Below are 26101 nucleotides of genomic sequence, written 5' to 3'. Positions count from 1 at the left end.
GTAAAAAGGAAAAACTAAAAAATAAGCCGCCCCCTAAAAAATAGGTTTTTAGGGGCGGCTTATTTTGAAGAGTTCTCTTTTGTATTCCTTTACTTGGTTTTTAACAAGCGTAGGCCATTCAGAATAACGACTAACGTACTTCCTTCATGAATCACTACACTAATAGCGATGTCTGTTAATCCTAATAAACTAACCACAACTAAAAAGGCTACAACTACCATCGAAAAAATAATGTTTTGCCATATAACTGATTTCATTTTGGATGCAATTTGATGGGCATTTACTAATTTAGATAAATCATTTTTCATTAAAACTAAATCAGATACATCCACGGCAACATCCGTTCCATCTCCCATAGCTATTCCAACATCAGCATTTACAAGAGCAGGTGCATCATTTACACCGTCTCCTACCATCGCAGTCACCCCATACTTCTCTTTTTGATTATTCATGATCGCTGATTTATCTTCTGGCATCACATTTGCAATTACTTCATCAATTCCTAATTGTTGTCCTACGGCTTGACCTGTATTTTCAGAATCTCCAGTAATTAAAGTCGTGTGAATTCTAACTTTTTTAAAGTAATCAATAGTTGTTTTTGCATGTTCACTAGGAATATCCATAAGCGCTATTAGACCGATCACTTCTTCATCTTCTGAAACGTATACAACGGTATTCCCTTCTGAAGACCATTTAATGGTTTTTTGTTCGAGTTCTTCTGAAACATTTCTAAAAGAAGTTGGTTTACCTATTCGATAATTTTTTCCTTGATAATCTCCCATTAGACCTTTACCTATTTGATTGATTACTTCTATATTTAAATTGTTTTTTGATTCGAATTTTTCTAAAATAGCATTTGCTAGAGGATGATTCGATTGTTTTTCAAGAGCCACTATAATATCAATGATTGCCTCTTCCTTTACCGAATCAACAAAAATATAATTTGTAACTTCTGGCTTTCCACGTGTCAAAGTGCCCGTTTTATCAAATGCAATGGCATCTATATCGGCTAATTGAGATAAGTATGTACTGCCTTTTGAAAGGACTCCTTTTTTGCGAGATTAGATGTTGTTGAAAGGGTAACCGAAACCGTACTAGCAGCCAAGGCACAAGGAGAGGCAGCTACTAACAGAACTAATCCTTTATAAATACTTTCGGACCATGTCCAACCCAATAATAAAGGAGTAAGGACCATAACAAGACCGATTGCAATTAATACGAAGGTAACATATTTGGGCTCAAATTTTTGAATGATACTAGCTGCTTTTGTTTGGTTATTTTGATTTTGGTCTACTAATTCTAGAATTTTTGAAAAGACTGTATCTTTATTTTCTTTAGTAACTTCCATTGAAAAAGTACCTGTTCCATTTATTGTACTACCAAAAACAGAATCTCCAGTTATCTTTTCTTTCGGGATACTTTCACCATTAATAGCTGATTCATTAATAGAGGTTGTACCTGATAAAATAACACCATCAATCGGTACTTGATCCCCATTCAATACTTGTACGTGATCTCCGAGTTTTAATTCTTCTACCCCAACTACTTTTGTACTTCCATCCGCCATAATTTTTTTAGCGGTTGTTGGGTTCATTTCAACTAACTTAGTAATTTCTCTTTTACTTTTACCTTCTGCAAATTCTTCTAGGAAATGAGCTCCCGAAAAAATGAGGATTAACAAGGTCCCTTCCCAAAAATTCCCTATTAAAGACGATCCAACGGCAGCTAGTCCCATTAGAATATGCGAGTTCGGTGTAAATTTTTTCTTGTTTATCGTGTTTTCAACGGTTTCCGTTAATCCTTCCGCAATGATCACGTGGTAGCCAGCTGTCAAGGTTGCTAGAGAAAACAGTATATTTTGTAGAATTAGATATTGATCACGTAACAAAAAGAATAATGCAACCAGTGCTATTGCTAATCCTATAAAATATAAAACGATGGGTGCTTTTCCATGATGATGGTCTTCATGAGAATGTTGTTCTTCTATTTCATTCATTTGTATCACCTTTCTTAATGATTATTTTTGAATTCGGAATGATTACGGTTTACATATGAATTTCCATTCATATATCTATAGCTTTACTCTATATCACTACGATTTTATTGTCAACTAATACCATAAAAAAAAGGGCTGAGACATACGTCCCAGCCCTTTCCTATTTCTTAGCGATTTTCTTAAATACAGAATCAAAGCCTTCTGTCCCGCCCTCTTTAATATGCAATGGTAATTGCTAATGCTCCCCATTTCTTTTCTTGTTTTGGGGAATATATTTTATATGTCTCCTCTACCATCTCTTTCATTGTCCAGCCTTCACAATCAAAATATTTAAAAGAAATATCATTGTACATCGCTTCAAAGGTATTATATTTTTTTAAATCGATTACCTGTACTTTTAAAATTTCATCTTTTTGGGGAACTTTTAAAAGTTCTATAAAATCTCCAACTTTTATTTTTCTTCTTTTTTCATCATTCAAGCGGACTTCTATCGTTTTTTTCCCTATTTTTATGGCATGAAAATATTCACCATACAAACCCATCTGATGGATCACTTAACAACACCTCACAAATTTTAATTATGAATATTCATGTCTTTACGAATACTATAAGTAAAATGATGACAAACGTTGTTCCTATAGAAGCAAAAACATTTATTCTCCTATCTGTTTTTTCTTTAAATAATTTACAAAGCATGTAATAAATTCCTATTCCAGTAACTCCGCCTAGAGTATTTCCCATTAAATCTGTTATATCTGTTCCACCAATCGAAAATATAAATTGGATTGCTTCAAAAAACAAACTTACCGCTGCTATAGGGATAACTTTTTTAAGAAAAGACCAATTCGGCTTCAACATACTTAGATAAAGTCCGAATGGAAAAAAAATAAGTACATTTCCTATAATTTCAACGAAATCAATTTGATTGTTTATAACAGCAGAACCAGCGAAAGGAATTACATTAACATTCCTAAAATGAGGCAGTTCTTTAAAGGAAAATGTCATTTTGAATACGATAATCCATGTGATTACTAATAAATATATGATCAATAGTCCAGTAGTAACTTTCCTTTCATTCCCTTTTAATTTTTCCAATACCATTGACTCCTTTTTCATTGCACACTTATTTGATTTTTCTATGGCTTCTCTTTAAAATTTCAGTACGTACAACTCAGTCTACAAATGTTCTACGTTTATTAACCGTATATTTAAATATCAGTTCTCCATTTGGATCTTTTTCATTTGTAAACACAAATCCAATGCTATTGTATAAATGTTGAGCCGCTTCATTTCCTTCAATAATACTCAAGTATATCTCATTTATATCATATTCTTTTTGGACAATATCAATAAGATTTAACATTGCCTTTCTTCCTAAACCTTTTCCTTGAAATTTTTCATCTATCATAATTCGATCAATCCAAGTATCTTTATCGGGACCGAAAGAACCATACATAGCAAAACCAACAATGTCTTCTTCACTGCATATAGCTACTGGATGAAACTCCTGAATTTCTTTAGCTTCTGCTAGACATTCATCTACTGATTCAATATATTTCTCTTGTCCAGGTTTTATTCTTATATTTCTTACTGTAGATTCATTGGTATCATCAATATCTTTCATATAAACAGTATTCATTTTATTAATTAAATCTCCTTTAGTTCTTTCGCTCATTATCAAAAGTATTTTCCATTCGTTTTTTATAATCTTCTATTAGATATCCATAATAATTATTTACCAAATAGTTGACGATTTGATTTTTTCTATAAGGGTCTTCTTTATACATTTCATCTGGATTGTAAAACTTACCATCAAAAGTCATATCTGACAGTTTTCGTAGCAATATTTCTGGTTTAAAAAGTTTTATATTCACATTTATATATTTTCCATCTAGTCTAGATGGATCAAGAAGAGCTATTTCTTTAAAAGCAGGACGCCAATCAATAATATTTTCATAGAAAACTTGATACTCTTTTTTTCTAATTTTTAAAATGAAATACTCATTGTTTTCTTGATAGGATGTATCCGTCGCATATTTTAAAATCATCATAATAACTAAAATAAAAAGTGCTAACACTCCACTTATCGTAATAATATCAGGCTCCCTAGCAAAAACCCCCACAGCTACAAGACCCACTAAAATGAGCTCGACAAGTATAAGTAATTTCAAAATACAACCTTCTAACTTGCCAGGCTTTTGAACTTTTCCTTCATACTTTGGTTTGTAAAATTTATTTCTTATAAAACCTGCTCCAAAAATTATCATAGCTCCTATTATTGGAATCATGATAAAAGTAATAGTAGAATCAACCACCCTATAACCCTCCTCTAAAAAATAAATAACAATCTTACCTATATTTCTCTTATGCTAGTCGTTATAATCCATATTTGATATACAAATAGTACCATATACCTATAAAAAAATAACAGTCATTCCATTCGCAATCTGAATAGAAAAACTGTTATTCCTAATTTTTTTATTTATTTAATGACCCAGATTTCTTTGTATTTTTAAAACCTTTACTACTCGTTCCGTTTACTTTACTGGGTCCATGATCTGCCGAACTTTGTTGTGAACCCTTATTCTTTTTAGCTTCTATTAGTTTTTTCATTTGTTCCATTTTTGTATTAGCCATTCAAACGCTCTCCTTTTTATTAAAAACTAGTTAATGTGTCCATTTAATTGAATAATCTTTTAAAACACGTTGGATTGATTTATTTCCAGTGATCCAGTATAAAATTCCTGTTTCAATGGGAAGAGAAATAATATTTTTAACTAAACGGATTGGTAACATTCCCCAAAAAGCTTGATCATATAGAATACGAAGCCATAATGAGTTCATTCCTACATTGACCAATACCGTAACAGCCAAACATGCTGCGATTATTCTTCCTAGTGTTAACTTTTTTCGGTAGAGGATGAGTCCATAAATCATCGGACCGATTGCAGCAGAAAGAGTATATCCAGGATAATAAGGAAATCCTTTTGGAAACAAGAAGAATCCTAATAAGTCAGCTAGTGCTCCAGAAGTTGCTCCTACCCATGGTCCGTACATGATTGCCAGCAAAACACTAGGTATAAAATTGAAACCGATTCGGACAAATTGAGTTTCAATTGCCAAAAAACGTGTCAAAATAACCTTCAATGCAATCATGAGGCCAATAACTGCAATATCTTTTGCTTTGAATGAATAAGTCTTGCGTTGTTCCATTTACAGCAACTCCTTATAGAGCCGCCACAATGATTTCTCATTAGCAGCGAATGCGAGTACAAAACCGCAAATAGATATACCTACTATAGTATTCCATTTTTCGTTCGAAGACTTCATTCCCTACCTTCGACACTTAACGCTTTGTCCTCTACTCTGTTTTTATTTCCCTATTGTGGGATCATCAGTCATTTTACGACCAATCCTTTTTTATTACAACTACTATTTCTTATTTCTGCAAAACTTCTTCTGATAAACGATAGGTAGTCCATTGATCCAACGGAACTGCTCCTTGAGAATGGTAAAAGTCAATACTTGGCTTATTCCAATCTAGACAAGTCCACTCCATTCGACCAGCACCACGCTCTTTGGCAATCGCAACGACTCTTTGGAATAACATTTTCCCATATCCATTTCCTCGATATTCTGGATTTACAAATAAATCTTCTAAATATAATCCTGCTTTTCCTAAAAAAGTAGAGTAATTATGGAAAAACAATGCAAATCCAATTGCATTACCCTGATATTCCAAGAGAAGCACTTCCGCTTCTTTTCTATCAAAAATAGAAGCTTCTATATCTCCCACTGTAGCTACCATTTCATTCTCCATCTTTTCATAGTGGGCTAAATCTTTTATGAATGAAAAAATAAGCGGTGCATCTTTTCGTTCTGCTATTCGTATCTTTGTTTGTTCCATTCTTTCATCCACCTACTTTCTTAATAGAAATCTATTTATCATGAAAAAACAATGAGAACGTTCTCTTTGTTTGTTACCCATTCTAACAAGCCTATTCTCTTTTGAAAAGAAAAATATTGCTTGCCCTTCTTTTTTCCTCACCTTATTTTAATTTTATTTTATTTTACATTTTCAGTTGACAGAGAATGAGAAATTGGTTATAGTAAGCACATCAAAGAACACGATGAAGAGAAGAGTACATCATGCATTCCTTTTAAAGAGAGCTTGGTTAGGTGAGAGCAAGCAAGGAAAAGTGTTGGAAGATGGTCTCTGAGTGGCTTATCCGAATGGTTATCTTTAGGATAAGACGGGAACACCCGTTATAGTGTCACAGTATCATCCATTGCAATTGATGGAGGCACTGATTGAGGCAGAAGCAGTAATGCTTTTGTAAAAAAAGGTGGTAACACGAGATTAAATTTAATCCTCGTCCTTTCAGCACAAGTATATTTGTGTTGAAAGGACGAGGTTTTTGTTTTTTTATAGTAGCAAAGGAGGAATAAATGAATGATTGAATTAAAAGATATCTCTGTCACTTTTAAAAGTGAGCAAAATAAAGATGTGAGAGCGGTACAAGACGTCTCTCTCCAAGTAGACCCAGGAGATGTGTATGGAATTGTCGGTTACAGTGGTGCAGGAAAAAGTACTTTAGTCCGTACGATTAACTTATTACAACCTCCTACATCTGGCGAAGTAATCGTACATAACCAAGTACTAACAAATATGAGTGAAGAGGAATTACGAGAAGCTCGCAAAAAGATTGGAATGATTTTCCAACACTTTAACTTGATGGACTCTCGAACTATTTTTGATAATGTTGCTTTTCCTTTGAAGCGATCTCGTTTAAAAAAGACAGAAATCTCTAAAAAAGTTTTAGAATTATTAGAATTAGTTGGCTTAGAAGACAAAGCGTTCTCGTATCCTTCGCAATTATCAGGAGGACAAAAACAACGTGTCGCGATTGCTCGTTCCTTAGCAAATGATCCTGAAATTTTACTTTGCGATGAAGCAACTAGCGCATTAGATCCCAAAACAACCTCTTCTATTCTAGATTTATTAAAAAAATTGAATAAACAATTAAACTTAACTATTGTCATTATTACCCACGAAATGCAAGTGGTAAAAGAAATCTGCAACAAGGTAGCGGTTATGGAAGATGGTTATGTCATTGAAAAAGGAACTCTATTAGATATTTTCACAAATCCACAAAACCAATTAACAAAAGACTTTATTAATACAGCAACTCATGTGGATAAAGGAATCGAAACCGTTCTGTCTCATCCTACTCTGTTGAACCTTCAAGATGATGACGTCTTGGTCAAACTTTCTTTTGTAGGTGGCTCTACAGGAGAACCTCTTATTTCTACATTAAGTAACTCCTTTTCTGTTCAGGGAAATATCTTATTTGGAAATGTAGAAATTCTACAAGATACTCCAGTAGGAACTCTTTTATTGATGCTATCGGGTAATCCATCTCAAATAGCAGAATCTATTCGATTCTTACAAGATCAAAACGTTACTGTAAACATCATTTCTAATGAATATGTAGAAAATAGTAAAAGAAAGGAACGTGAATAAATATAATGGAACTTATTAATAGTCTCTTACCTAACGTTTCCGGTATTTGGGATGAAGTTTGGATTAGTACCGGAGAAACTTTATACATGACCATTATCTCAGCCATTATTGCAGGAATATTGGGGATCATTCTAGGTGTAATTCTTCTTATTACAGATAAAAATGGACTCACCCCTAAACCACTCCTTTATAACTTTTTAGATAAATTGGTTAATGTGTTCCGATCGCTACCTTTCATTATCTTGGTTGCGTTGATTTATCCTTTTACCCGTCTAGTCGTGGGGAAAGCAATCGGGACAACTGCTTCTATTGTGCCTTTAGTAGTTACCACCATTCCTTTCTATGCACGTCAAATTCAAAATGCCTTATTAGAAGTGGATGCTGGAATCGTAGAGGCTGCACAAGCGATGGGAACGAGTAAGATGGATATTATCTTCCGAGTTTATTTAAAAGAAGGCTTGGCCTCTATCATTCGTGTCTCAGCCGTAACCATCATTAACTTAATCGGTCTCACTGCTATGGCAGGTGCCATTGGTGGTGGAGGTTTAGGAAATCTTGCTATCTCGAGAGGATACAATCGTTACCAAGGAGATGTCACTTTTGTTGCCACCATTTTAATTTTAATCATTGTTTTTGCTAGTCAAGCGCTTGGAAATGCTCTTATTAAAAAAGTAACTCATTAAACAAATAAAACAAAAAACTTTTGGAGGAATCAACCATGAAAAAGAAAAATGTATATGTAACTCTTGTAGCAGCTTGTTCCCTATTTTTAGCAGCTTGTGGAAGTTCAACAACAGCAGATGAAGCAACAAAAGTATCCGTTGGTGTAGTGAGTGAAGTAGAAGTAGATGTCTGGAAAGATGTTAAAAAACGTTTAGAGGATAAAAATATCGACTTAACTATTGAAACTTTTTCTGATTATCCACAAGTTAATCTAGCCTTAGCTGATGGGAGTTTGGATTTAAATGCATTTCAACATGTTGCTTATTTAGAAGATTTTAATACCAGTAATGATGGCGAGATCACTCCAATCGGATTCACTTATGTATCTCCATTAGGACTGTACTCTGATCGTATAGAAGACTATAACGAATTATCAGATGGTGCAGAAATTGCTTTACCTAATGATGTAACCAATGGGGGACGTGGATTGCTGTTGCTACAAGCATTGGATTTAATTACACTAGACGAATCTAAAGGAACAAATCCAACTGTAAATGATATCACTGAAAATCCCAAAAATTTAAAATTTGTTGAATTAGATGCGGCTCAGATTGCGCGCTCTCTTCAAGACGTGGATGCGGCTATCATTAATACAAACTATGCTACTGACTCTGGATTAAATCCAAAAGAAGATGCTTTATACCTAGATACAGATAGTATTTCTGATGTATCTGAAATTTATAAAAATGTAATCGCAGCTCGTGTTGAAGACAAAGACAATGATATATACAAAACAGTGGTAGAAGAATATCAAACTCAGGAAACTGCTGATTTACTAGATGAAATTTCAAAAGGAAACGATGTTCCTGCTTGGGAGTAATTTTAAATTAACAAAAAAGGGTTTTAGAAGTGTTGCAGCACTTCTAAAATATCTATGTATACAAAATTTAGAAATATGGGAGGAAAGATTATGAGAAAATCAAAGTTATTTACTGGAATGGTACTTGCTTCATCCTTCTTTTTAGCAGCCTGTGGATCAACAACAGAGAGTGCTACGAAAGAAGAACCTGTAAAAGTAACGGTTGGTGTAGTAGGCGAAGGAAACGAGCCTTGGGATTATACGATTGACCAATTAAAAGAAAATGAAAATATTGAAGTAACATTAATTAAATTTACTGATTACGCAACTCCAAATACTGCCCTGGCAAGTGGAGAAGTTGACTTGAATGCTTTCCAAACTCAAATCTTTTTAGATAATTTCAATACAGATACAGATTCTGATCTTACTTCTATTGGATATACGGTAATGGCTCCGTTAGGAATTTATTCTGAAAAAATTTCTGATATTTCTGAAGTAAAAGAAGGAGCAGAAATCGCAATTCCTAATGACCCTTCAAATGGCGGTCGTGCTTTACGTCTTTTACAGACTGCAGGGTTGCTCACTTTAAATGAAGAAGCAGGTTTATTACCTGGTCTAAAAGATATTACTGACAATCCTTTAAACTTAATCATCACTGAGTTAGATTCTAGTCAGACTGCTCGTGCTCTTCAAGATGTGGATGCTTCTGTAATCAATAGCGGAATGGCTGTAGATGCTGGATTTATTCCCTCAGAAGATGCTGTATTCTTAGAGCCGGTAACAGAAGAATCAACTCCTTATTATAACGTTATCGCAGCGCGTTCAGAAGATGTAGAAAATGAAATTTATTTAACCATTGTTGAATATTTTCAATCTGAAGGAACAGCTGATGTTATCCAAGAAATTTCAAAAGGTTCCCAAATTCCAGTTTGGTAATTTTTATGGACATGATTGATTTTTAGACATATAAAAGGGACATAGATGAAAGGAGATTCCTCTACACAGAAAACCTACGTAAATTTACATAATAGACATTTTAAATCATAAAAATAGGAACAGACACGAGAGCTGATAAGCTCCGGTCTGTTCCTATTTTTATGATTAATCTAGTAGTAAAGAATGATCTCCGTCTACATGATAAAATTCTCGCCAATCTACATGTCCTGCATCCAGTCCACGCAACAATACTTCTGCTGTCCCGATATTTGTTGCCAACGGGATTTCATACACATCACTTAGCCTAATTAAAGCTGTTACGTCCGGCTCATGCGGCATTGCTGCCAGTGGATCACGCAAAAATATTACAATATCTATTTCATTTTCGGAAACAAGTGCTCCTATTTGTTGATCTCCTCCGAGTGGACCCGATTTGAAGCGATGAACATCTAGTCCGGTAGCTTCTTTAATTCGTAAACCGGTAGTACCAGTAGCAAAAAGTTGATGTTTTTCCAATATAGCTTGATACGCTGTACATAATTGAATCATTAAATCTTTTTTTCTATCGTGAGCAATTAATGCGATTTTCATACTACCCCTCCAAATATATTATTAAAATAATGAATGTTACTACGTTCGCGAGTACATAAAAACTTTTCTTAATTATATAACAAACTATTCATATTTTCTTCATACCTCATTAGTACTATAAGGGTAAGCCAATCACAAACAATCTTTTTTATCTTTACTCCTCCAAGTAAAGAACAACTCCTTAAAAAAGGGACTGAAACGATCCGTCGTTCCAGTCCCTTTTTGTTTCGTGTTACCTTCGTCGCTTCCTTTTTACAGTAAAGGCTGGCAAAAAAGTAAGACCGGCTACTAACGGCAAAAGATTCCCAGTATTCACCTTCATTATCAACCACGTTAGTTCATATGGAATAGGACCTACTGCAAAGGTACGTATTAGAATGGGTAAGATTGCAAAAAGAAGTGTTGGCAATAAAATCACTAATAAAAGTGAATAATCATTTTTATTAGTTTTCTCTCCTAAGAATAATAATGATAAATAGACTCCTGTTAGAAAAGGTATCAGAAAAAGAGCCCATAATTGCAAGATCATCTGTTCATCAGGAATTTTCCACAAAATATTTTCTTCAATATAATTCTTACCTGAAATAAAAATAATCAATCCTGCTAACCAAGAAATTCGTTTCATCCAATTTGAAAGTATATGATTAGACAACTCCGCACCTTCCTCGGTTATCACTTAAATTCACTTGATAGCTAATCATTCTTAGAACCAATACTCGCGTCTGGATTTCCTTCCAAGACACCACCATCAATCGTAGCTTGTTTTTCATTGGTCGGTACAGGTAATTCAGATTCTCCACTTTCAGGCCTAAACCATTTGTCTCCCCTCACCATTACAACAATTCCACCTTGATCCAAACTCTCTTGATACCCATAAAGTAGATCGTCATCGGTGCGATAATCTGGATCTTTTTTAGGTGTATACCCATTGGTCTCTACTAAAAAAACATCTTTCATTTTATCCCAGACGGAATCAGCTTCCGTAGCTCCTAAAATGTCTTTCCCCATAATTTGCTCCTCTGTAACAAAGTGACCTTCCATTTGTGGGGCATAAATAGGAGCATAATCTTCTCGAGTGACTAATGTAATATCTTCGTTCAAGCAGCCTCGTTCTTTTAGGCTTCTGATAATTTCAATGGCATCATCTACGGTTTCAAAGCAACCTAACACATACTGATTCTTTTTTACCATTCAAACCCCTTCTTTCCCTTCTTGATCTTCTCCCTTCATTATACCTTTAGGAGAAGACTTCCCAAAATGATTCCCTTTTTCTTCCAATAGTTCTTTTAACTCAGAAAAATTATTTCTAAGCAAAATTCTTTAGACCGTCGTAACTTCAATAGAATAGGAACGAGCAATAGGAGGAAGAGAAACTAAAAATGATTTATTCTATACATAGATACCTATATCTGAAAATGTTATAGTGTAATAATCTATTATACAGAAAAGGTACACGTTATCTCTGGGAAAGGAGAGTATCATGAAATCTAAAGATATTTTACAAGAGCCACTATATAAACTTTTTTTTCGTTATGTTTCTTTTAGTGCTTTAAGTATGTTGGGAGTTTCCCTCTATGTTTTAGCGGATACTTTCTTTATCGCAAATGGAGTTGGACAGAAGGGTTTGGCCGCTTTAAATGTTGTCATTCCACTCTTTAGTCTGATGAGTGGGACTGGTTTATTACTAGGGATGGGTGGAGCTACCTTATATTCAATCTCACAAGGAAAAGGTAAAACCGATCGAGGAAATCAAATATTTTCTTTTACAATTATTCTAGGCAGTATCGTTGGTAGTTTATTAACCATTCTTGGTTTACTATTTCGAGAACCTTTTTTAAAAACTTTAGGTGCGACAGGAGAGATTTATCCCCTAGCTAAAAGTTATTTTACAATTTTAGTTAGTTTTTCCTCTTTTTTTATTTTAAATTTTATTCTGACTTCTTTTGTACGAAATGATGGGAGTCCAAATATTGCTATGATCTCTATGTTAGTTGGTAGTTTTTTAAATATTATTTTAGATTATATTTTTATTTTCCCTTTACAAATGGGAATGGCTGGTGCTGCGTGGGCCACCATTACTTCTCCTATCATTGGACTGATTATCCTGCTTACACGTAAAAAAACTAAGAAAAACTCGTTAGCTTTTATCTCTTTTAAAGCTCATTTCTCTGATGTATTAGAAATCGCTTCAATTGGATTCCCTGCTCTTGTTACAGAATTTTCTACGGGTTTAGTAGTTTTTTTATTTAATAGAACAATTTTACAGTTAGTAGGAACAATCGGAGTCGCTTCCTATGGGATTTTAACTAATATTTCTTTTGTTGGAATCTCTCTTTTTACTGGGATTGGACAAGGGATTCAACCTCTCGCCAGTATCAGTTTTGGGGCTCGAAATAGTAAACGAGTTTTTAGTGTTCTTTTGTATGGATTTATTTTAGCCATGGGATTAGGGATTTTTTATTATATAATTAGCTTCCTGTTTGGGGATCAAATTATCTCTTTTTTTAATAATGAAAAAAGTTCCGAACTCGCTGAAATAACGAAGTGGGGATTCCAAATCTATTTTGTTTCTTTCTTTTTTATGGGAGCTAATATTGTTTCGATTGCCTTTTTCTCTGCAGTTGCAAAAGTACGCCAGTCTTTTCTGCTATCCCTTTTGCGTGGCATTCTATTAATCATCCCTTTCGTTATCATTTTGCCTCATTATTTTGGAATGACAGGAGTATGGCTAGTCGTTCCTATCACCGAGGGCATTGTTTTTATTATAACTTTATATTTCTTAAGACGATATTTCAAAAACTCTCAAGGAGAATTTTTATAAAAATAAAATATTTTTTTGTCCGATATAGGTGTTCTGTGATACAATAGAACGCCTGAAAAAAATAAAACCACTAATAAACCCTTTATTAGCAAGCTTTTATTTTGTTTTTATCAATACCGTTTTATATTTATGCGTTCTTACAACGCCTGGCGTTTTAGCTTTAAATAGAACTACCCCCACTGGATTCATTGGTTAATGAAATCAGTGAGGGTAGTTTTGTTACCTATTTATTATTCTTATTTGACTGGTTCTTCATCATTCGTTCTAACTCATCTGTTAGTCGACTCATTTTAGGCCAAGACAATGAGAGGTCTCTTTTTTCCCATTTAGGTATTTGATAAGGATCAGCTCCACTTAAACGTACGAGATCTTCTTCATCTAATCCTAGTTTTTTCTTTCCATCGCTTTACTTTTTCAAAACGTTTTTGAAAAGCTACAGCGATATACAGACTGAACGACACAGGAAGAAACGGTAAAAAAGTCCATACCTGGACCGAGCTAAAAAATGTCTGTAAATACGTAATAAATAAAATGAATAACGTAACAATCAGAAGAATCATCCCTATATCTTTTTTTAATCGACTCACTTGATAACCCTCCTTAACAAAAAACATTATAATATCTACCTATATTATAACGTAATCCTTTCATACTAACAAAAAAAGAATGTCTACCAACGTGTTTTCTGAGCCGATCCCAAAAATTAGACCTAAAAAATCTGATTTTTGAGAGTCATCATAGTTATCCCGACTCTTTAAAAAATGACTTATTTCACTCACCAAATTCTTTGTTTTCCATCTTCAGAAATAAGATTTAATGAGCCGTACAACCAATGATCTTCATACCGATATAACTTGCTTCCTTTATAGGTATTTTGATCAGAATAAAAGATTTTTAATTTCTTTCCATTAGCATACGCTACTTCAAAACCAGATAGGAATATATCTTCAGCTGGTTGATCCCCTGTTACTTCCGCTTTAAATGCGGATAAACGAGATAAATGTGTTATTTGAGTAGAAAATACAGTTGGGAGAATAACAAAATTTTCAAATTCTTTTTCAAATGTAACTTTTTTATGTTGTCGGAACTGATTATAAATAGGGGATACAAATCCAGTAGTACAAGAACTCTTCATATTTGTATCTGGTAATGTACTCATATAAAACTTTTTATTTGTTTCTTTATTTTCAAATTCAAACTCAGAGTAGTTTTTTGATGTTCCTTTTGAAAGGGTTAAATCTGGAGAAACATGAAAATATTGAGTACCTAAATGAGTGCCTTTGGAATGGGCAATATCTAATAAAATAAGACTATCATTTTGTTTATCTAAAATGCTTAATCTTCTAATTAGAGCAGACTCCCCCGTAGAAAGTTCTCCCCAAGAAGCAACCTCAACAATGTAATATTGTTCATTTTCAAAATCTCGACTTGGCAAATGATCAACCATTTCTGTATAACTCCAAGAACCTAAAGGAGAAATTCTAGCTTCTCGATCTACTTGAAACACATTGTGTGCTTGTTCCGTTTTAAAATATAAACGGATTGGAGAGTCTTCTATATACGTTCCTCTACCACTATCAATTAAGAATGATTCTCCTTGTAATTGGAGTGTCACATGGCCTAAGTGCGCATGCCCATGACCACTCCCATGCCTTCCACTGAAGATACTAAGGGCGGTATCCTTTTTATTATCTTTATAAAAAAAGTTACCGGAGGCCTTCTCAGTAAATACGTTAGGAAAAGATACTTGCTCCTTTGTCTCTTGAAAATACTTCATTCCTGTATAAAGAAGATATTCTTGCGTGTTACATGTCCCTTCGCTAATCCCAACTGCTTTTAAGCAATCTCTTTCTATCTGGATAGGAACTGTATCTGAGTCATGTAGATTCAATAACATTCCATCTACTGTTTCCATAAAATAAGTTGCATTTGCTGGTAAATGAAGCAACTCTCTTAGATATAGATTCGGTTCTTTCCCCATGTACTCCATCATCATCAACAAATTCATACAGCTCGTCAGGACTTCAAATTGATACAAAGGACTTTGTTCCCAATGGACTCCATCATTATAAAATTGAAGTTCCAGTTGATCTTTTAAATGTTTCCAAGCCCAATCTTTATCTGAGGAAGACAGTAACTCTGGAAAAAGAGCATCTACTGAAAGAAATCCAGTAATCGCTAAAACACCCCAGTTGCTTAGCACATACTTAGAAACATACGTTTCCTTTATTTGTACTGTTTGATTTTTTAAAGAGGTACGAATGATTTCTAGTTCCTCTATCGATTCATTTTCCCAAACTTCATCTCCAAATAATAAAAGTGAAAACACCCAGTTTTGACATCTAATCCCTGTATCAATCGTTCTCCATGCATCTTTATTTGTATCCGAAGAAACTCCTTCTTGTACAATCCAATCTAATACAAGCACTTTCCATTTATCAAAGTAACGACTCTCTCCCGTTAATAAATATGCTTTTGCTAAATCCATAAGAAATCCTTGTCGATTTAGCATATACGTCCATTCGGGATCTCCATTCGGAGTATAAAGCCAGTCCCACTCAGAAAAATGTACAGGGATGATAGAAGATTCCATATCTAAAGAAGCATTAAAAATAATAATATCATCACAAATTAAATTAGATTTATAAATTAATTCTTGAGCTGCCTTCGAGTCGTTTAACAACGAACGCCATTTTTTTCCGCCAAATGGTTCTTTAAAAAAACTCACTTTTTGTAAATCTTTCACGTAGAGACACTCCCTAAATTTAATTAAAACTCATGCTACAACAAAAATCTACTTATAAAAAAAGAACTCTCCTGATTCTTATTTCTACATATAGTAGAGAAAGGAAGTATCAGGAGAGTTCATTCAACTACACTCGTACAAATCTATAACTTTCTTTAAAATCAATTCACCCTAAGATTCCTAGGATAGAACCTACCATTCCTAGAACAATCAATAGGCCGATAATTTTATAAGTCGTCCAGTTATATTTTTTAATTAAATAGTACACTCCAATGACTAACAATGCTGGTAACATTTTTGGAAGAATTTGATCAAGAATGGTTTGGAAAGCAATGACTTGTTGCTCCCCTGTATCCAGTGTCGTCGAAAATTGAAGGGTTATATTTGTTTTTATAACGTTTACAGCTAATCCTGAAATAACAGTCATCCCAACAATTGTAGCTGCTCTCGAAATTTTATTAATTTGCTCACTTAGTGTCTCAATCACACTCGTACCTAATCGATATCCTAAAGAACCTATTCCTACTTTAAAAGCCATTAAACTACCTACTAAAAATAGTAGAAATAGGATAGGAGCAGAAGTAATTCCCTCTAATGCCATCCCTGCAAATAAAGCAGAGAGCAAGGGAGCAAGTCCAAATTGAGCAACAGAGTCACCAATACCAGACAAGGGACCCATCAATGCTAGTTTAGCAGAACGAGCATCTTCTAGGCTTTCTCCTTGATCGATCATGGATAATTGAAGGTTTGTGATAAACGGCACCGTTTGTGGATTCGTATTATAAAATTCTATATTTTCTTTGAGAACCATTTTTAATTCATCCGGTTTCCCAGCATATATTTTTTTTAGTGCTGGGAAAATCGTATACGCGTAACTATGTCCTTGGTACGTTGTATAGTTAAATGAACTTTGTAAGAAATAAGATCGTAAAGAAGTAATAAGATAATCTTTTTTGGTTAATTGAGGCACCTTTGACTTATCAGATTCCATTTTTTCCTCCTCTTCTGTTCAAGCTGCTATGCAACAACATTTCTTTTAAAAATTGATTTGCTTCTAAGAATACGACCCAATCGCAACATCTGAATATCACTCTTTTTTAAGCATAACCTTGTTCATAATCATAGCAAATTCAATCTGTAATGTACTCCCTATGAATGATGAACCTCTCAATCTTTATAAGAATACAACAGAAGAGTTCACTTACTCATAGTATAATGAATAATCATTAGAAATTACTTAAGCGCATCTTGCTTTGCTCTATCAATTCCAACAATAGAGCCTGGCATAACCTCTATAATAGTTTGATGATCAATTGCTATTTTATATTTTGTTTCTTCTATAGCAACGATTTCGCCAAAAATACCAGAGGCCATCACTATAAAATCTCCTACCTTCAATTTATTTTGAAATTGAAGGAAAGAATCTTTTTCTTTTTTTGGCCTCGTTGTTGGAGAACCGGAATGACTATGAATCCTAGGACGGAAACAATGATCACAATGATCCAAAGTATTTTTTCCATTATCCTTCCACCATCCCACTATTTATATAGACCATTTTTTCTTTACTTTTTTCAATAGCTTTTTCGAGGAAGGAGTTTTGTTCCAACTCCGAAAGTTCCATATATAAAAATTTCATTGAAAGTTCTAGAATTAATCCTAGTGGTGCTTCCGAAATAACCGTTTGTTTAGAAGAAAATTTATTTTCGAGAATAACTTTGGCTGCAGTTTGATGATGCACTCCACCATTCAAATCAGCAAAGATAAGTACTTCCTCATGTTTTTGAAGAACTGAAGTAAGGTCTTTTTCGAGTTGTAATTGTGTATGATCATCATTACTATTGATAGCCATTATATTTTCATTTTTCCCTATCAATACATCCAACGCTGAGAGAACTCCATCTGGATACTGTCCATTCCCTATTATGACAATTTTATACATATTTACTCCTAACCTAGAATCCCTAAAACAGAACCGACGATTCCTAAAACAATTAATAATCCAATTATTTTATAGGTAGTCCATTTGTATTTTTTGATTAAATAATAAACACCAATAGTCAACAAAGCTGGTAACATTTTTGGAAGAATTTGGTCGAGAATCGTTTGAAAAGCAATCACTTGTTCTTCGCCTGTTTCTAGAGTAGTTGAAAATTGAAGGGCGATATTTGCTTTTACAAAGTTAATAGCTAATCCTGAAATTACAGTAATTCCAATGATTGTTGCTGCTCTTGAAATTTTATTGATTTGCTCACTCAATGTTTCAATAACACTTGTTCCTAATTTATAACCCAATGAACCCATTCCAATTTTGACAGCTAAAAAGCTACCAACTAAAGAAAGAAGAAATAGGATGGGAGCATACTTAATTCCATCTAGTGCCATTCCAGCAAATAAGGTAGAAAACAATGGTGCAAGTCCGAATTGAGCGATAGAATCACCAATACCAGATAAAGGACCCATCAATGCTAGTTTGATAGCACGAGCATCTTCTACGTCTTCACCATGATCTAACATTGTCAATTGAAGGCTAGTAATAAAAGGAACCATCTGTGGATTTGTATTATAAAATTCTACGTTTCCCTTAAGTGCAGACTTGAGTTCTTCAGGTTTTCCTGCATATATTTTTTTCAATGCTGGGAAAATGGTATATGCGTAACTCGTTCCTTGATAAGTTGTATAGTTAAATCCGTTTTGTAAAAAATATGAACGTAAAGACGTAATCAAATAATCTTTTTTTGTTAATTTTGGAGTATGTACTGTATTAGATTCCACCACTGAAGTCCTCCTCGTCTACTACTGCTACTGCTACTACATCATCATTTCTAAAGTAGTCAATTAGGCCGAATACTGCTCCTACTACCGCTACACCCATAACTGGTAAGTTTAAGTAAGCGATACATACATAACCTAATAGGATGTATGGGATGTATTCTTTTTTAAGCATAACACTCATGATCATGGCGAATCCGACTGCAGGTAATAATCCACCAGCAACTGTTAATCCATCAATCAACCATACAGGGAAAGCTTCTACAAATGATTGTAGGGAAGAAATACTAATTGCAGATAAGAAACCAATTGAGAATCCAATAATTAAGAATGCTACCAATGTTGCATTACTTAAAATTTTAAATTTACCATATTTCTCTTCATCAATTGCCTTATTTATGGCAGCAGGTAATCCGGATAATGCTGTATATGTTGCTGTAATTGCTAACTGGAAAAGAACAGCAAATGGATAAGAAAGAGCAAGAGCTGTTTCAACAGTCATCCCACTACCTTTTAAAGTAATAGCCATGATTGTTCCGACAATTCCGGGACCCATTGGATTCGGAGGTACTGTTCCACCTGCACCAACACCGAACCCCATGAATGCTAGCTCCCCTAGAGCTCCCATTGTTAGAGCAGTAGGTATATCACCTAAAACCCAACCAACAAAAAACGAAAGTACTAAAACGCGGTTTGTATAAATTCCTAAAAGTTGCCCTGCAAAACAGATAGCGGTAATTAATCCTATTAGCAACGCACTTCCTATTGATACTGTAAATTCCATAGTTTATTATCTCCTTAAGCTTGGTCTAGTGCTTTATTTAATGCATGAATTGTGTCTGTTCCATCACTTGATACAGGAGATGTTTTTGTATTGAATATAACACCATGCTCATCTCGTAATTTTTTTAATGCTCTTGTATCTTCTTCACCTAAGTGGATAAATTGAGATACTTTTTTCTTTCCTTCAGCAGCATGAATGTTCCCTACGTTCAATTCTTTCATTGGGAATCCACCCTCTACTAATCGTAAAGCATCTTTTGGTGATTCAACAACAACAAAAATACTTTGATGAGGAGCTGCTTTAAAAATTACTTCATTTGTTCTATCAATTGTAAAAAAGCGCATTGCAATATTCTTTGGTACAACCGTTTTCATTAGGGTTTGTTGCATTTGATTATTTGCTGCAGCATCATTTGCACAGATTACTAAGTTTACTCCTAAGGAACTAATCCATAATTGTCCTTGTCCGTGTATTAAACGTTGATCAATCCGTACCATTTTAATATTTGGTTCTGTCATTTTAATTTCCCCTCTCTTTTTACCAGTACATTTTCCAGTCTTTATGATAGCGAATGAGTGCTTCCAAGTAGAAGTAATCTCCCCATGTATTTCCTTCACTTACACCTTTTCCTGAATGCCATGAGTATACGCCTTCAGTAATAAGAGGAACGATGCCATCTGCTTTTACTTCTGTATATTCTTCAATTAATTCTTTCAACATAGCACTGCTTGCGTGACGGAAAACTTCTTTGCGTGGATGAGTAGCTGGTAGGAACTGATCCATAAAGTTCATTCCACAAACTGCAATTGCTGCAGCAGATGTATCACGAGATTGTTGATCTTCTTCTTTTGTAAAGATTAAATCCCAGTAGCAAACAAAATCTTCTGGCAATCGATTTAAGAAGTAGTTGGTAACAGCTTCATAGTTATCAATCGCTTCTTCTTCTGGTACATGAAGATAGTTAAGAGCAATTCCGTAAATCAACCATGCTTGTCCACGTGCCCAGCTGGAGTCATCACTGTACCCTTGTCTTGTTTTTCCGCCAATAGGTTCTCCTGTTTCAGGATCAAAATAGAATGTATGGAATGCAGAAGCATCATCACGAATCGCATATTTAACAGTTGTTTGATAGTGTTTAATAGCTGCTTCTTTGTATTTCTCATCACCAGTAACTTCACTTGCCCAGTAGAAAAGAGGAATATTTAGCATGCAATCTACGATTAAACGGTAGTTGTCTTTCGCACCCAACTCACCCCACGCTTGAATAAATTCACCTTTTTCATGGAAACGAGTCATTAATTTATCAGCAGCAAGTAAAGCAGCTTTCTTTGCATCTTCACTTCCTGTTAATTTATACGCAGCTACACATGAAGGGACATATAAGAATCCTAAGTCATGGTGCTCTACTTCAATGTTTTCTTCAATTCGATGTAAGAAAGAAGCAACGTGCTTATCTGCAAGCTCGCGATATTTTTCATCACCCGTTGCTTCATATGCCAACCATAGTTGACCGGTCCAGAATCCGTTTGTCCACTCTACATTATTCATTGATTTATAAGTGTTATTGGCGGTTGCTGGTTCAGGGAATCTTTCTCCCAAATGTACCATGTTGTTATCTATTTTTTTGATTGCTTCTTCAATTGCTTTCTCTACCGTACTTTTGTTTAAGAGTCCTTCTTGGAAGTAACGCTCACTATTCAGTAACGGTTCTAGAGTTAATCTTCTGTTTTCCAAAACATACACCTCTATTTCTATATTTTTGATTTACTAGATAAATCTTATTCTTCTGGTATTTCTGTAGAAATTTGTAACCTATAGTACCGGTGATGAATATAGGTTTCTGTATATTGAAACGGTTTATTATCGGGGTAATAATTAATACGTTCACTATAAAAGACAGGAGTTTCTTTAGGAGTTTTTAGTAAATTTGCTTCCTTTTCATCTAATAGAGGTAGGATAGAATAACTTTGTGTCATCGGTGCGTCATAAACTCTAACACCTAGTTGCTTCTCCAGAAAATCTGAGAGCGAATTTATATGGAGTTCTTCTATATTTTCTATTTCTTTTAGATGAGAAAAAGCGATATAACTATAACTCAATGTCCAAGGGGTTTCGTTTAGCGTTCCTTTTCTACAAAAAAGTACAATGTCTTCACGAGAGTTTAATTTTAATTTCTTCGCAACCCGTGAATCTTTTACGATTTCGATAGAAATAATTTCACTTTTTTCTTGTACTTCCTGCGTCTTATTTCTTTTTAATTTTTGTAAGACAGGCAATTCTTCATCAAAAAAGACGCGTTGGTGTTTATAATTTTTTCGGACAAATGTTCCTTCTCCTTGTCGTCTGATTAAATACCCTTCAGTAACCAACTCTTGGAGCGCTTTCACTGCCGTTGTACTACTTACCATATGTTTCTTTTTAATTTCATCCTCTGAGTACACGCGATCCCCTGGCTTAAACTCACCATTTTCTATCTTATCTTGAATATCTTTTTTTACTTTTTCATATTTATACTCCATATGCCTCGCTCACCTTTTTTTGTGTATTCACTTAACACGTTAACCCCTTAATACTATAATACTACTTTGAAATCGTTTTACAAGCTCTTTTTTTACTTTTTTTAAAAAGTCCCTATTTATCTCATATTTCTTACGCTTCTAAACGAATCCATGTTAATATATCAATAACTATAAAGCAGATTCTTCCCCAAACTACTATAGAAGAGGAGTATATTATGAAGCAAATAAGACCAAGATTATTAACTACTAAAAGAATAGTCATTAAAATTGGAACAAGCTCTTTGATGAATTCCGATGGTACAGTAGATTATCAGCAATTTGATCGTTTGGCCTATGTGTTAAGTGTTTTAAGAAATCATGGTAAAGAAATTGTATTAGTTTCTTCTGGTGCAATAGGTGTAGGAATGAATAAGCTAGGATTAAAAGAACGTCCTCAAACGATTCCAGAACAACAAGCAATTGCAGCGGTTGGCCAAAGTGAGATGATGAATATATATAGTAGATTCTTCTCTCATTACAATCAAATGGTTGCTCAAATTTTAATGACTCGTGATATTGTAGAATTTCCTGAAAGTTATGAAAATGCTGTAAATGCTTTCGAGGAACTTCTCCAAATGGGAATTATTCCTATCGTAAACGAAAACGACACCGTTGCTGTTGATGAATTAGATCACGAAACAAAGTTTGGAGACAACGATCGTCTTTCTTCTATTGTTTCAGTTGTCATCCATGCTGATTTATTAATTATGCTTTCTGATGTTGAAGGTTTTTTTGACAAAAACCCAATGATTCACTCGGATGCAAAAATATTTCACACCATCCATTCTATCACAAAATCTGATATGGATTTAGCAGATGGAACGGGTACTTCTTTTGGAACAGGTGGAATGACTACTAAGCTAAAAGCTGCTCGTTATCTTCTCCAGAATGATCAAGAAATGATTCTAGCCAAAGCAGAGGATCCTACTCTTATTTTTTCTGTTTTAAAGGGAGAAAAAATCGGAACATACTTTACGAATCAGGATTAAAAAAAGGAGGAATCTCATGAACAAGATGCTGAATGAAATGGGAAAACATGCTACTCAGGCTGCTACACTTCTTCGTAAAGCTACTACTGAAAAGAAAAATGAAGCCTTATTTTCCATGGAAAAAGCTTTGTATGAACATGAAGAAATCATTTTAGAAGCCAATCAGAAAGATGTACTACAAGCACACAAAAATAAGTTAACAACTCCAATGATAGAGCGATTGACCCTTACAAAAAATCGAATTCATGCTATGGCACAAAGCATCCATCAAATCGCTGAATTACCTGACCCTATTGGATCCATTGAAGAAGTATCAACTGATAATGGTCTGAAAATCGGCAAACAAAGAGTTCCATTAGGAGTAATTGGAATCATCTACGAATCCAGACCGAATGTTACTTCAGATGCAGCTGCTCTTTGTTTTAAATCAGGAAATGCTGTTATTTTAAGGGGGGGAAAGAAGCTCTAGCCTCTAACCAAGCAATCCTAAATGCTCTTCAGGACGGGCTGGAACATGCAGGTTTACCTAAAGAGTCTATCCAGTTGATTCCAGATCCTTCTCGTGAATTAGCGACCGCTTTCATGCAAATGAACGATTACTTAGATTGTTTAATTCCTCGAGGGGGTGCAAACTTAATTCGAACGGTTATGAAAAATGCTACAGTACCCGTTATTGAAACAGGTGTAGGAAACTGCCATTTATATATTGATCAAGCAGCCAATTTGGAAATGGCAACCCAAATATTGGTTAATGCAAAGTGTGACCGCCCATCAGTCTGCAACGCTATCGAAACGTTACTAGTTCATGAAGCGGTTGCTGCTGACTACTTACCTCTTTTTGCTAAAGCATTACAACCTTTCCATGTGGAAATTAGAGGAGATAAAAAAACCTGTGAAATAATCTCCACAGCTGTTCCTGTCACGGAAGACGACTACGATACTGAATTTTTAGATTTCATTCTCGCTGTGAAAGTTGTAAACGACTATGAAGAAGCAATCGCCCATATTGAAAAACACTCTACCGGTCATTCCGAGGTCATTGTTACAGACAACTTGGAAACCTCTCAGAGTTTTTTACAAGATGTTGACGCTGCTGCTGTATATGTAAATGCATCATCACGTTTTACTGATGGCGGTTGTTTTGGCTTAGGAGGTGAAATTGGAATTAGCACCCAAAAGCTCCATGCACGAGGACCCATGGGAGTAAAAGAGTTAACCTCTTATAAGTACATTATTAGAGGCGAAGGAGAAATCCGTGGTACAACAGGTTCTAAAAGCGATAAATAAAAGAAAGGAGGATTGAATGACAAAATCTATTGCAATTATTGGTGGGGGAGTAGTAGGAGCAACTGCTGCCTTCTATCTGTCCGAAGCAGGATATTCAGTAACGGTTTTTGACGAAGGAACGGGACAGGCTACTTCTGCTGCTGCAGGAATTATTTGTCCTTGGTTGTCTAAAAGAAGAAATAAAAAATGGTATCGACTGGCATCCGGTGGTGCTGCTTTCTATCACACCTTATTTGACGATTTAGAAAAAAGAATGGCAGATACTACCTTTTATACTCGTTCAGGAGCAATTCTTTTAAAAAAGACTCTAAAACAAACAAAAGAACTCTATGAAATAGGTTTAGAAAGAAGAAAGTTGGCTCCAGAAATTGGGACTTTAACGATTTTAAATGAAGAACAACTTCTCGATCTTCTTCCTTCTCTACAGAATCAGAAAAATGGCCTCCATGTAGAAGGTGGCGCAAGAGTAGATGGTCGTAAACTCGTTGACTCTCTCTTAACAACTGTCCAAAAAAATGGTGGCCAAATTATTCGAGAAAAGGTTAATCTTGAAAAAAAGAAGACATCTATGTTGTACGTAAAAATAATACGGATATAGAAGTCTTTGATAAAATCATTTTAGCAACTGGTGCTTGGCTTCCACAAGTATTAGAACCACTTGGTTGGAAGGTGGATGTCCGTGGTCAAAAAGGACAGTTAGCTGTTCTACAAACCGACAATCAAAAAAATGGAAGTCTTCCTGTTCTGATCCCTACCGGTGAAATTGATATTTTACCCGTAGGAAAAGGAACCTATTACGTCGGAGCCAGTCATGAAAATGAAAAGGGCTATGATCTTCATCCAGATAAAGAAGTAATCAACCAGCTTATCCGAGGTGGAACAGAAATCTTAACAAGTCTTCAGAATGCGACCCTCATTGGTGAGAAAGTTGGCACAAGAGCTTATACCTCTGACTTTAGTCCTTTCTTTGGTTTCCTTCCGAACTCTACTTCGGTATTCGTTGCAAGTGGTCTAGGTTCTTCTGGATTGACTACCGGCCCTTATATTGGCTTTCAACTTGCATTACTAGCCCAAGGAAAACCATCAGAACTTTCCTTGGAAGAGTATGATCCAGGTATTTATTTAAAAAATATGAATAATAATATTGGAGGAAATAAAAATGATTAAAGAATTTAAAGAATTTATCACACGTGGAAATGTTATGGACTTGGCAGTCGGGGTTATTATTGGAGCAGCTTTCTCTGCAATCGTTAATTCACTTGTAAATGATATTATTTCACCTATTATCGTAGCTCTAACCCAAAAATCTTCTGTCGAAGAACTGACAACTCAAATTGGTACAGCAACCTTACATTACGGACTTTTCTTGCAATCTATTATTGATTTTCTAATTGTCGCCCTTGTGTTATTCGCAGTTATTAAAGCAGCAAATACCTTCAGACGTAAACATCCTGAAGCCGATCAAGTAGAAGCAGAAATACCTGTTGCAGAACAATACCTTATGGAAATTAGAGACCTTTTGGCTTCTCAAAATTCAAAACCAGAAGATATTGATCATACTAATCTATAATAAAAAAA

General features: G+C 34.7%; 29 protein-coding genes, 2 pseudogenes, 1 riboswitch and 1 other annotated feature. Of the genes and pseudogenes, 10 read left to right on the top strand and 21 right to left on the bottom strand.

What is annotated here, in order from left to right; translation table 11 throughout:
* Positions 1-89: 89 nt before the first annotated feature.
* From LZ578_RS01845 to LZ578_RS01810, 8 genes and pseudogenes are all read right to left on the bottom strand, one after another.
* Positions 90-1996 (bottom strand): annotated as a pseudogene (locus tag LZ578_RS01845) (heavy metal translocating P-type ATPase).
* A gap of 215 nt (positions 1997-2211) precedes the next feature.
* On the bottom strand, positions 2212-2550 hold the full coding sequence (locus LZ578_RS01840) for an ASCH domain-containing protein (protein WP_235145658.1): 339 nt from the start codon (positions 2548-2550) through the stop codon (positions 2212-2214).
* Positions 2551-2584: 34 nt separating this feature from the next.
* On the bottom strand, positions 2585-3091 hold the full coding sequence (locus LZ578_RS01835; RefSeq protein ID WP_235145657.1) for a VanZ family protein: 507 nt from the start codon (positions 3089-3091) through the stop codon (positions 2585-2587).
* A gap of 76 nt (positions 3092-3167) precedes the next feature.
* Positions 3168-3671 (bottom strand): GNAT family N-acetyltransferase, encoded by a 504-nt coding sequence (locus LZ578_RS01830; RefSeq protein ID WP_235145656.1) that lies wholly within the window; start codon positions 3669-3671, stop codon positions 3168-3170.
* Positions 3655-4311 (bottom strand): hypothetical protein, encoded by a 657-nt coding sequence (locus LZ578_RS01825; RefSeq protein WP_235145655.1) that lies wholly within the window; start codon positions 4309-4311, stop codon positions 3655-3657. Before LZ578_RS01825 ends, LZ578_RS01830 begins: the two co-directional genes overlap by 17 nt.
* Positions 4312-4474: 163 nt before the next feature.
* Entirely contained in the window at positions 4475-4633 is a 159-nt protein-coding gene (locus tag LZ578_RS01820; protein WP_235145654.1) for a hypothetical protein, read from the bottom strand.
* 30 nt (positions 4634-4663) lie between these two features.
* Complete coding sequence (locus LZ578_RS01815) at positions 4664-5209, bottom strand: folate family ECF transporter S component (protein WP_235145653.1); 546 nt, start codon at positions 5207-5209, stop codon at positions 4664-4666.
* A 42-nt stretch (positions 5210-5251) separates the two neighbouring features.
* Positions 5252-5367, bottom strand: a riboswitch (THF riboswitch).
* 68 nt (positions 5368-5435) lie between these two features.
* Positions 5436-5903 carry a GNAT family N-acetyltransferase gene (locus LZ578_RS01810; RefSeq protein WP_235145652.1) on the bottom strand — a complete coding sequence of 156 codons (468 nt, stop codon included), beginning with the start codon at positions 5901-5903 and terminating at the stop codon, positions 5436-5438.
* Positions 5904-6117: 214 nt separating this feature from the next.
* Positions 6118-6380: a binding site (T-box leader), on the top strand.
* Positions 6381-6449: 69 nt separating this feature from the next.
* Here LZ578_RS01810 and LZ578_RS01805 point away from each other — a divergent pair.
* From LZ578_RS01805 to LZ578_RS01790, 4 genes are all read left to right on the top strand, one after another.
* Positions 6450-7520, top strand: a complete 1071-nt coding sequence (locus LZ578_RS01805; protein ID WP_235145651.1) for a methionine ABC transporter ATP-binding protein — start codon at positions 6450-6452, stop codon at positions 7518-7520.
* A 2-nt stretch (positions 7521-7522) separates the two neighbouring features.
* On the top strand, positions 7523-8203 hold the full coding sequence (locus LZ578_RS01800) for a methionine ABC transporter permease (RefSeq protein WP_396326703.1): 681 nt from the start codon (positions 7523-7525) through the stop codon (positions 8201-8203).
* Between the two features lie 35 nt (positions 8204-8238).
* Positions 8239-9063, top strand: a complete 825-nt coding sequence (locus tag LZ578_RS01795; RefSeq protein WP_235145649.1) for a MetQ/NlpA family ABC transporter substrate-binding protein — start codon at positions 8239-8241, stop codon at positions 9061-9063.
* Positions 9064-9153: 90 nt separating this feature from the next.
* Positions 9154-9978, top strand: coding sequence for a MetQ/NlpA family ABC transporter substrate-binding protein (locus LZ578_RS01790; protein WP_235145642.1), 825 nt, complete (start codon positions 9154-9156; stop codon positions 9976-9978).
* A gap of 165 nt (positions 9979-10143) precedes the next feature.
* Here LZ578_RS01790 and mgsA read toward each other — a convergent pair whose 3' ends face one another.
* The 3 genes from mgsA to LZ578_RS01775 all read right to left on the bottom strand — a co-directional run bounded on the left by mgsA (position 10144) and on the right by LZ578_RS01775 (position 11760).
* The gene (gene mgsA, locus LZ578_RS01785; RefSeq protein WP_235145641.1) at positions 10144-10569 is read right to left on the bottom strand and encodes a methylglyoxal synthase; all 426 of its coding nucleotides are present in this window, start codon (positions 10567-10569) and stop codon (positions 10144-10146) included.
* 232 nt (positions 10570-10801) lie between these two features.
* A complete protein-coding gene (locus LZ578_RS01780; RefSeq protein ID WP_235145640.1) occupies positions 10802-11221 on the bottom strand; it encodes a hypothetical protein in 420 nt (139 codons plus the stop codon).
* A 41-nt stretch (positions 11222-11262) separates the two neighbouring features.
* Positions 11263-11760 (bottom strand): general stress protein, encoded by a 498-nt coding sequence (locus LZ578_RS01775; protein WP_235145639.1) that lies wholly within the window; start codon positions 11758-11760, stop codon positions 11263-11265.
* Positions 11761-12049: 289 nt separating this feature from the next.
* On the opposite strand from LZ578_RS01775, the gene LZ578_RS01770 reads away from it, so the two are divergent.
* Positions 12050-13390: an MATE family efflux transporter gene (locus LZ578_RS01770; RefSeq protein ID WP_235145638.1), complete on the top strand. Its 1341-nt coding sequence runs from the start codon at positions 12050-12052 to the stop codon at positions 13388-13390.
* A gap of 374 nt (positions 13391-13764) precedes the next feature.
* Here the strand turns inward: LZ578_RS01770 and LZ578_RS01765 are convergent, their stop codons facing one another.
* The 10 genes from LZ578_RS01765 to LZ578_RS01720 all read right to left on the bottom strand — a co-directional run bounded on the left by LZ578_RS01765 (position 13765) and on the right by LZ578_RS01720 (position 22208).
* Positions 13765-13977 (bottom strand): hypothetical protein, encoded by a 213-nt coding sequence (locus tag LZ578_RS01765; RefSeq protein ID WP_235145637.1) that lies wholly within the window; start codon positions 13975-13977, stop codon positions 13765-13767.
* Positions 13978-14165: 188 nt separating this feature from the next.
* On the bottom strand, positions 14166-16136 hold the full coding sequence (locus tag LZ578_RS01760) for a heparinase II/III family protein (RefSeq protein WP_235145636.1): 1971 nt from the start codon (positions 16134-16136) through the stop codon (positions 14166-14168).
* Between the two features lie 166 nt (positions 16137-16302).
* Positions 16303-17127: a PTS system mannose/fructose/sorbose family transporter subunit IID gene (locus LZ578_RS01755; protein WP_235145635.1), complete on the bottom strand. Its 825-nt coding sequence runs from the start codon at positions 17125-17127 to the stop codon at positions 16303-16305.
* A gap of 242 nt (positions 17128-17369) precedes the next feature.
* Entirely contained in the window at positions 17370-17642 is a 273-nt protein-coding gene (locus LZ578_RS01750; RefSeq protein WP_235145634.1) for a preprotein translocase subunit YajC, read from the bottom strand.
* Positions 17643-17655: 13 nt separating this feature from the next.
* Positions 17656-18075 (bottom strand): hypothetical protein, encoded by a 420-nt coding sequence (locus LZ578_RS01745; RefSeq protein WP_235145633.1) that lies wholly within the window; start codon positions 18073-18075, stop codon positions 17656-17658.
* An 8-nt stretch (positions 18076-18083) separates the two neighbouring features.
* The gene (locus LZ578_RS01740) at positions 18084-18908 is read right to left on the bottom strand and encodes a PTS system mannose/fructose/sorbose family transporter subunit IID (protein ID WP_235145632.1); all 825 of its coding nucleotides are present in this window, start codon (positions 18906-18908) and stop codon (positions 18084-18086) included.
* A complete protein-coding gene (locus tag LZ578_RS01735; RefSeq protein WP_235145631.1) occupies positions 18898-19689 on the bottom strand; it encodes a PTS sugar transporter subunit IIC in 792 nt (263 codons plus the stop codon). Before LZ578_RS01735 ends, LZ578_RS01740 begins: the two co-directional genes overlap by 11 nt.
* Before the next feature lie 14 nt (positions 19690-19703).
* Positions 19704-20207, bottom strand: a complete 504-nt coding sequence (locus tag LZ578_RS01730) for a PTS sugar transporter subunit IIB (RefSeq protein ID WP_235145630.1) — start codon at positions 20205-20207, stop codon at positions 19704-19706.
* Positions 20208-20226: 19 nt separating this feature from the next.
* On the bottom strand, positions 20227-21432 hold the full coding sequence (locus LZ578_RS01725; protein ID WP_311198586.1) for a glycoside hydrolase family 88 protein: 1206 nt from the start codon (positions 21430-21432) through the stop codon (positions 20227-20229).
* A gap of 35 nt (positions 21433-21467) precedes the next feature.
* A complete protein-coding gene (locus tag LZ578_RS01720; protein WP_235145628.1) occupies positions 21468-22208 on the bottom strand; it encodes a GntR family transcriptional regulator in 741 nt (246 codons plus the stop codon).
* 224 nt (positions 22209-22432) lie between these two features.
* Here LZ578_RS01720 and proB point away from each other — a divergent pair, with 224 nt between their 5' ends.
* The 5 genes and pseudogenes from proB (at position 22433) to mscL (ending at position 26093) form a co-directional block, all read left to right on the top strand.
* Positions 22433-23236, top strand: a complete 804-nt coding sequence (proB, locus tag LZ578_RS01715) for a glutamate 5-kinase (RefSeq protein ID WP_396326701.1) — start codon at positions 22433-22435, stop codon at positions 23234-23236.
* Positions 23237-23252: 16 nt separating this feature from the next.
* Positions 23253-24523, top strand: a pseudogene (locus LZ578_RS01710) (glutamate-5-semialdehyde dehydrogenase).
* A 16-nt stretch (positions 24524-24539) separates the two neighbouring features.
* The gene (locus LZ578_RS12395) at positions 24540-25121 is read left to right on the top strand and encodes an FAD-binding oxidoreductase (protein ID WP_255763905.1); all 582 of its coding nucleotides are present in this window, start codon (positions 24540-24542) and stop codon (positions 25119-25121) included.
* Positions 25088-25690, top strand: coding sequence for an FAD-binding oxidoreductase (locus LZ578_RS12390; RefSeq protein WP_311198605.1), 603 nt, complete (start codon positions 25088-25090; stop codon positions 25688-25690). The genes LZ578_RS12395 and LZ578_RS12390 overlap by 34 nt, the downstream gene beginning before the upstream one ends.
* Positions 25683-26093, top strand: a complete 411-nt coding sequence (mscL, locus tag LZ578_RS01700) for a large conductance mechanosensitive channel protein MscL (RefSeq protein ID WP_235145626.1) — start codon at positions 25683-25685, stop codon at positions 26091-26093. Before LZ578_RS12390 ends, mscL begins: the two co-directional genes overlap by 8 nt.
* Positions 26094-26101 lie beyond the last annotated feature (8 nt).

This window comes from Jeotgalibaca sp. MA1X17-3 (assembly GCF_021513155.1).
Taxonomy (GTDB): domain Bacteria; phylum Bacillota; class Bacilli; order Lactobacillales; family Aerococcaceae; genus Jeotgalibaca.
This window is presented reverse-complemented; position numbering and strand designations above follow the sequence as displayed.

Coding starts and splice junctions, on each gene's coding strand:
- LZ578_RS01830 (WP_235145656.1), bottom strand. CDS start 3,671: ATGAGCGAAAGAACTAAAGGAGATTTAATTAATAAAATGAATACTGTT.
- LZ578_RS01820 (WP_235145654.1), bottom strand. CDS start 4,633: ATGGCTAATACAAAAATGGAACAAATGAAAAAACTAATAGAAGCTAAA.
- LZ578_RS01815 (WP_235145653.1), bottom strand. CDS start 5,209: ATGGAACAACGCAAGACTTATTCATTCAAAGCAAAAGATATTGCAGTT.
- LZ578_RS01810 (WP_235145652.1), bottom strand. CDS start 5,903: ATGGAACAAACAAAGATACGAATAGCAGAACGAAAAGATGCACCGCTT.
- LZ578_RS01805 (WP_235145651.1), top strand. CDS start 6,450: ATGATTGAATTAAAAGATATCTCTGTCACTTTTAAAAGTGAGCAAAAT.
- LZ578_RS01795 (WP_235145649.1), top strand. CDS start 8,239: ATGAAAAAGAAAAATGTATATGTAACTCTTGTAGCAGCTTGTTCCCTA.
- LZ578_RS01790 (WP_235145642.1), top strand. CDS start 9,154: ATGAGAAAATCAAAGTTATTTACTGGAATGGTACTTGCTTCATCCTTC.
- mgsA (WP_235145641.1), bottom strand. CDS start 10,569: ATGAAAATCGCATTAATTGCTCACGATAGAAAAAAAGATTTAATGATT.
- LZ578_RS01775 (WP_235145639.1), bottom strand. CDS start 11,760: ATGGTAAAAAAGAATCAGTATGTGTTAGGTTGCTTTGAAACCGTAGAT.
- LZ578_RS01770 (WP_235145638.1), top strand. CDS start 12,050: ATGAAATCTAAAGATATTTTACAAGAGCCACTATATAAACTTTTTTTT.
- LZ578_RS01755 (WP_235145635.1), bottom strand. CDS start 17,127: ATGGAATCTGATAAGTCAAAGGTGCCTCAATTAACCAAAAAAGATTAT.
- LZ578_RS01745 (WP_235145633.1), bottom strand. CDS start 18,075: ATGTATAAAATTGTCATAATAGGGAATGGACAGTATCCAGATGGAGTT.
- LZ578_RS01735 (WP_235145631.1), bottom strand. CDS start 19,689: ATGGAATTTACAGTATCAATAGGAAGTGCGTTGCTAATAGGATTAATT.
- LZ578_RS01730 (WP_235145630.1), bottom strand. CDS start 20,207: ATGACAGAACCAAATATTAAAATGGTACGGATTGATCAACGTTTAATA.
- LZ578_RS01720 (WP_235145628.1), bottom strand. CDS start 22,208: ATGGAGTATAAATATGAAAAAGTAAAAAAAGATATTCAAGATAAGATA.
- LZ578_RS12395 (WP_255763905.1), top strand. CDS start 24,540: ATGACAAAATCTATTGCAATTATTGGTGGGGGAGTAGTAGGAGCAACT.
- mscL (WP_235145626.1), top strand. CDS start 25,683: ATGATTAAAGAATTTAAAGAATTTATCACACGTGGAAATGTTATGGAC.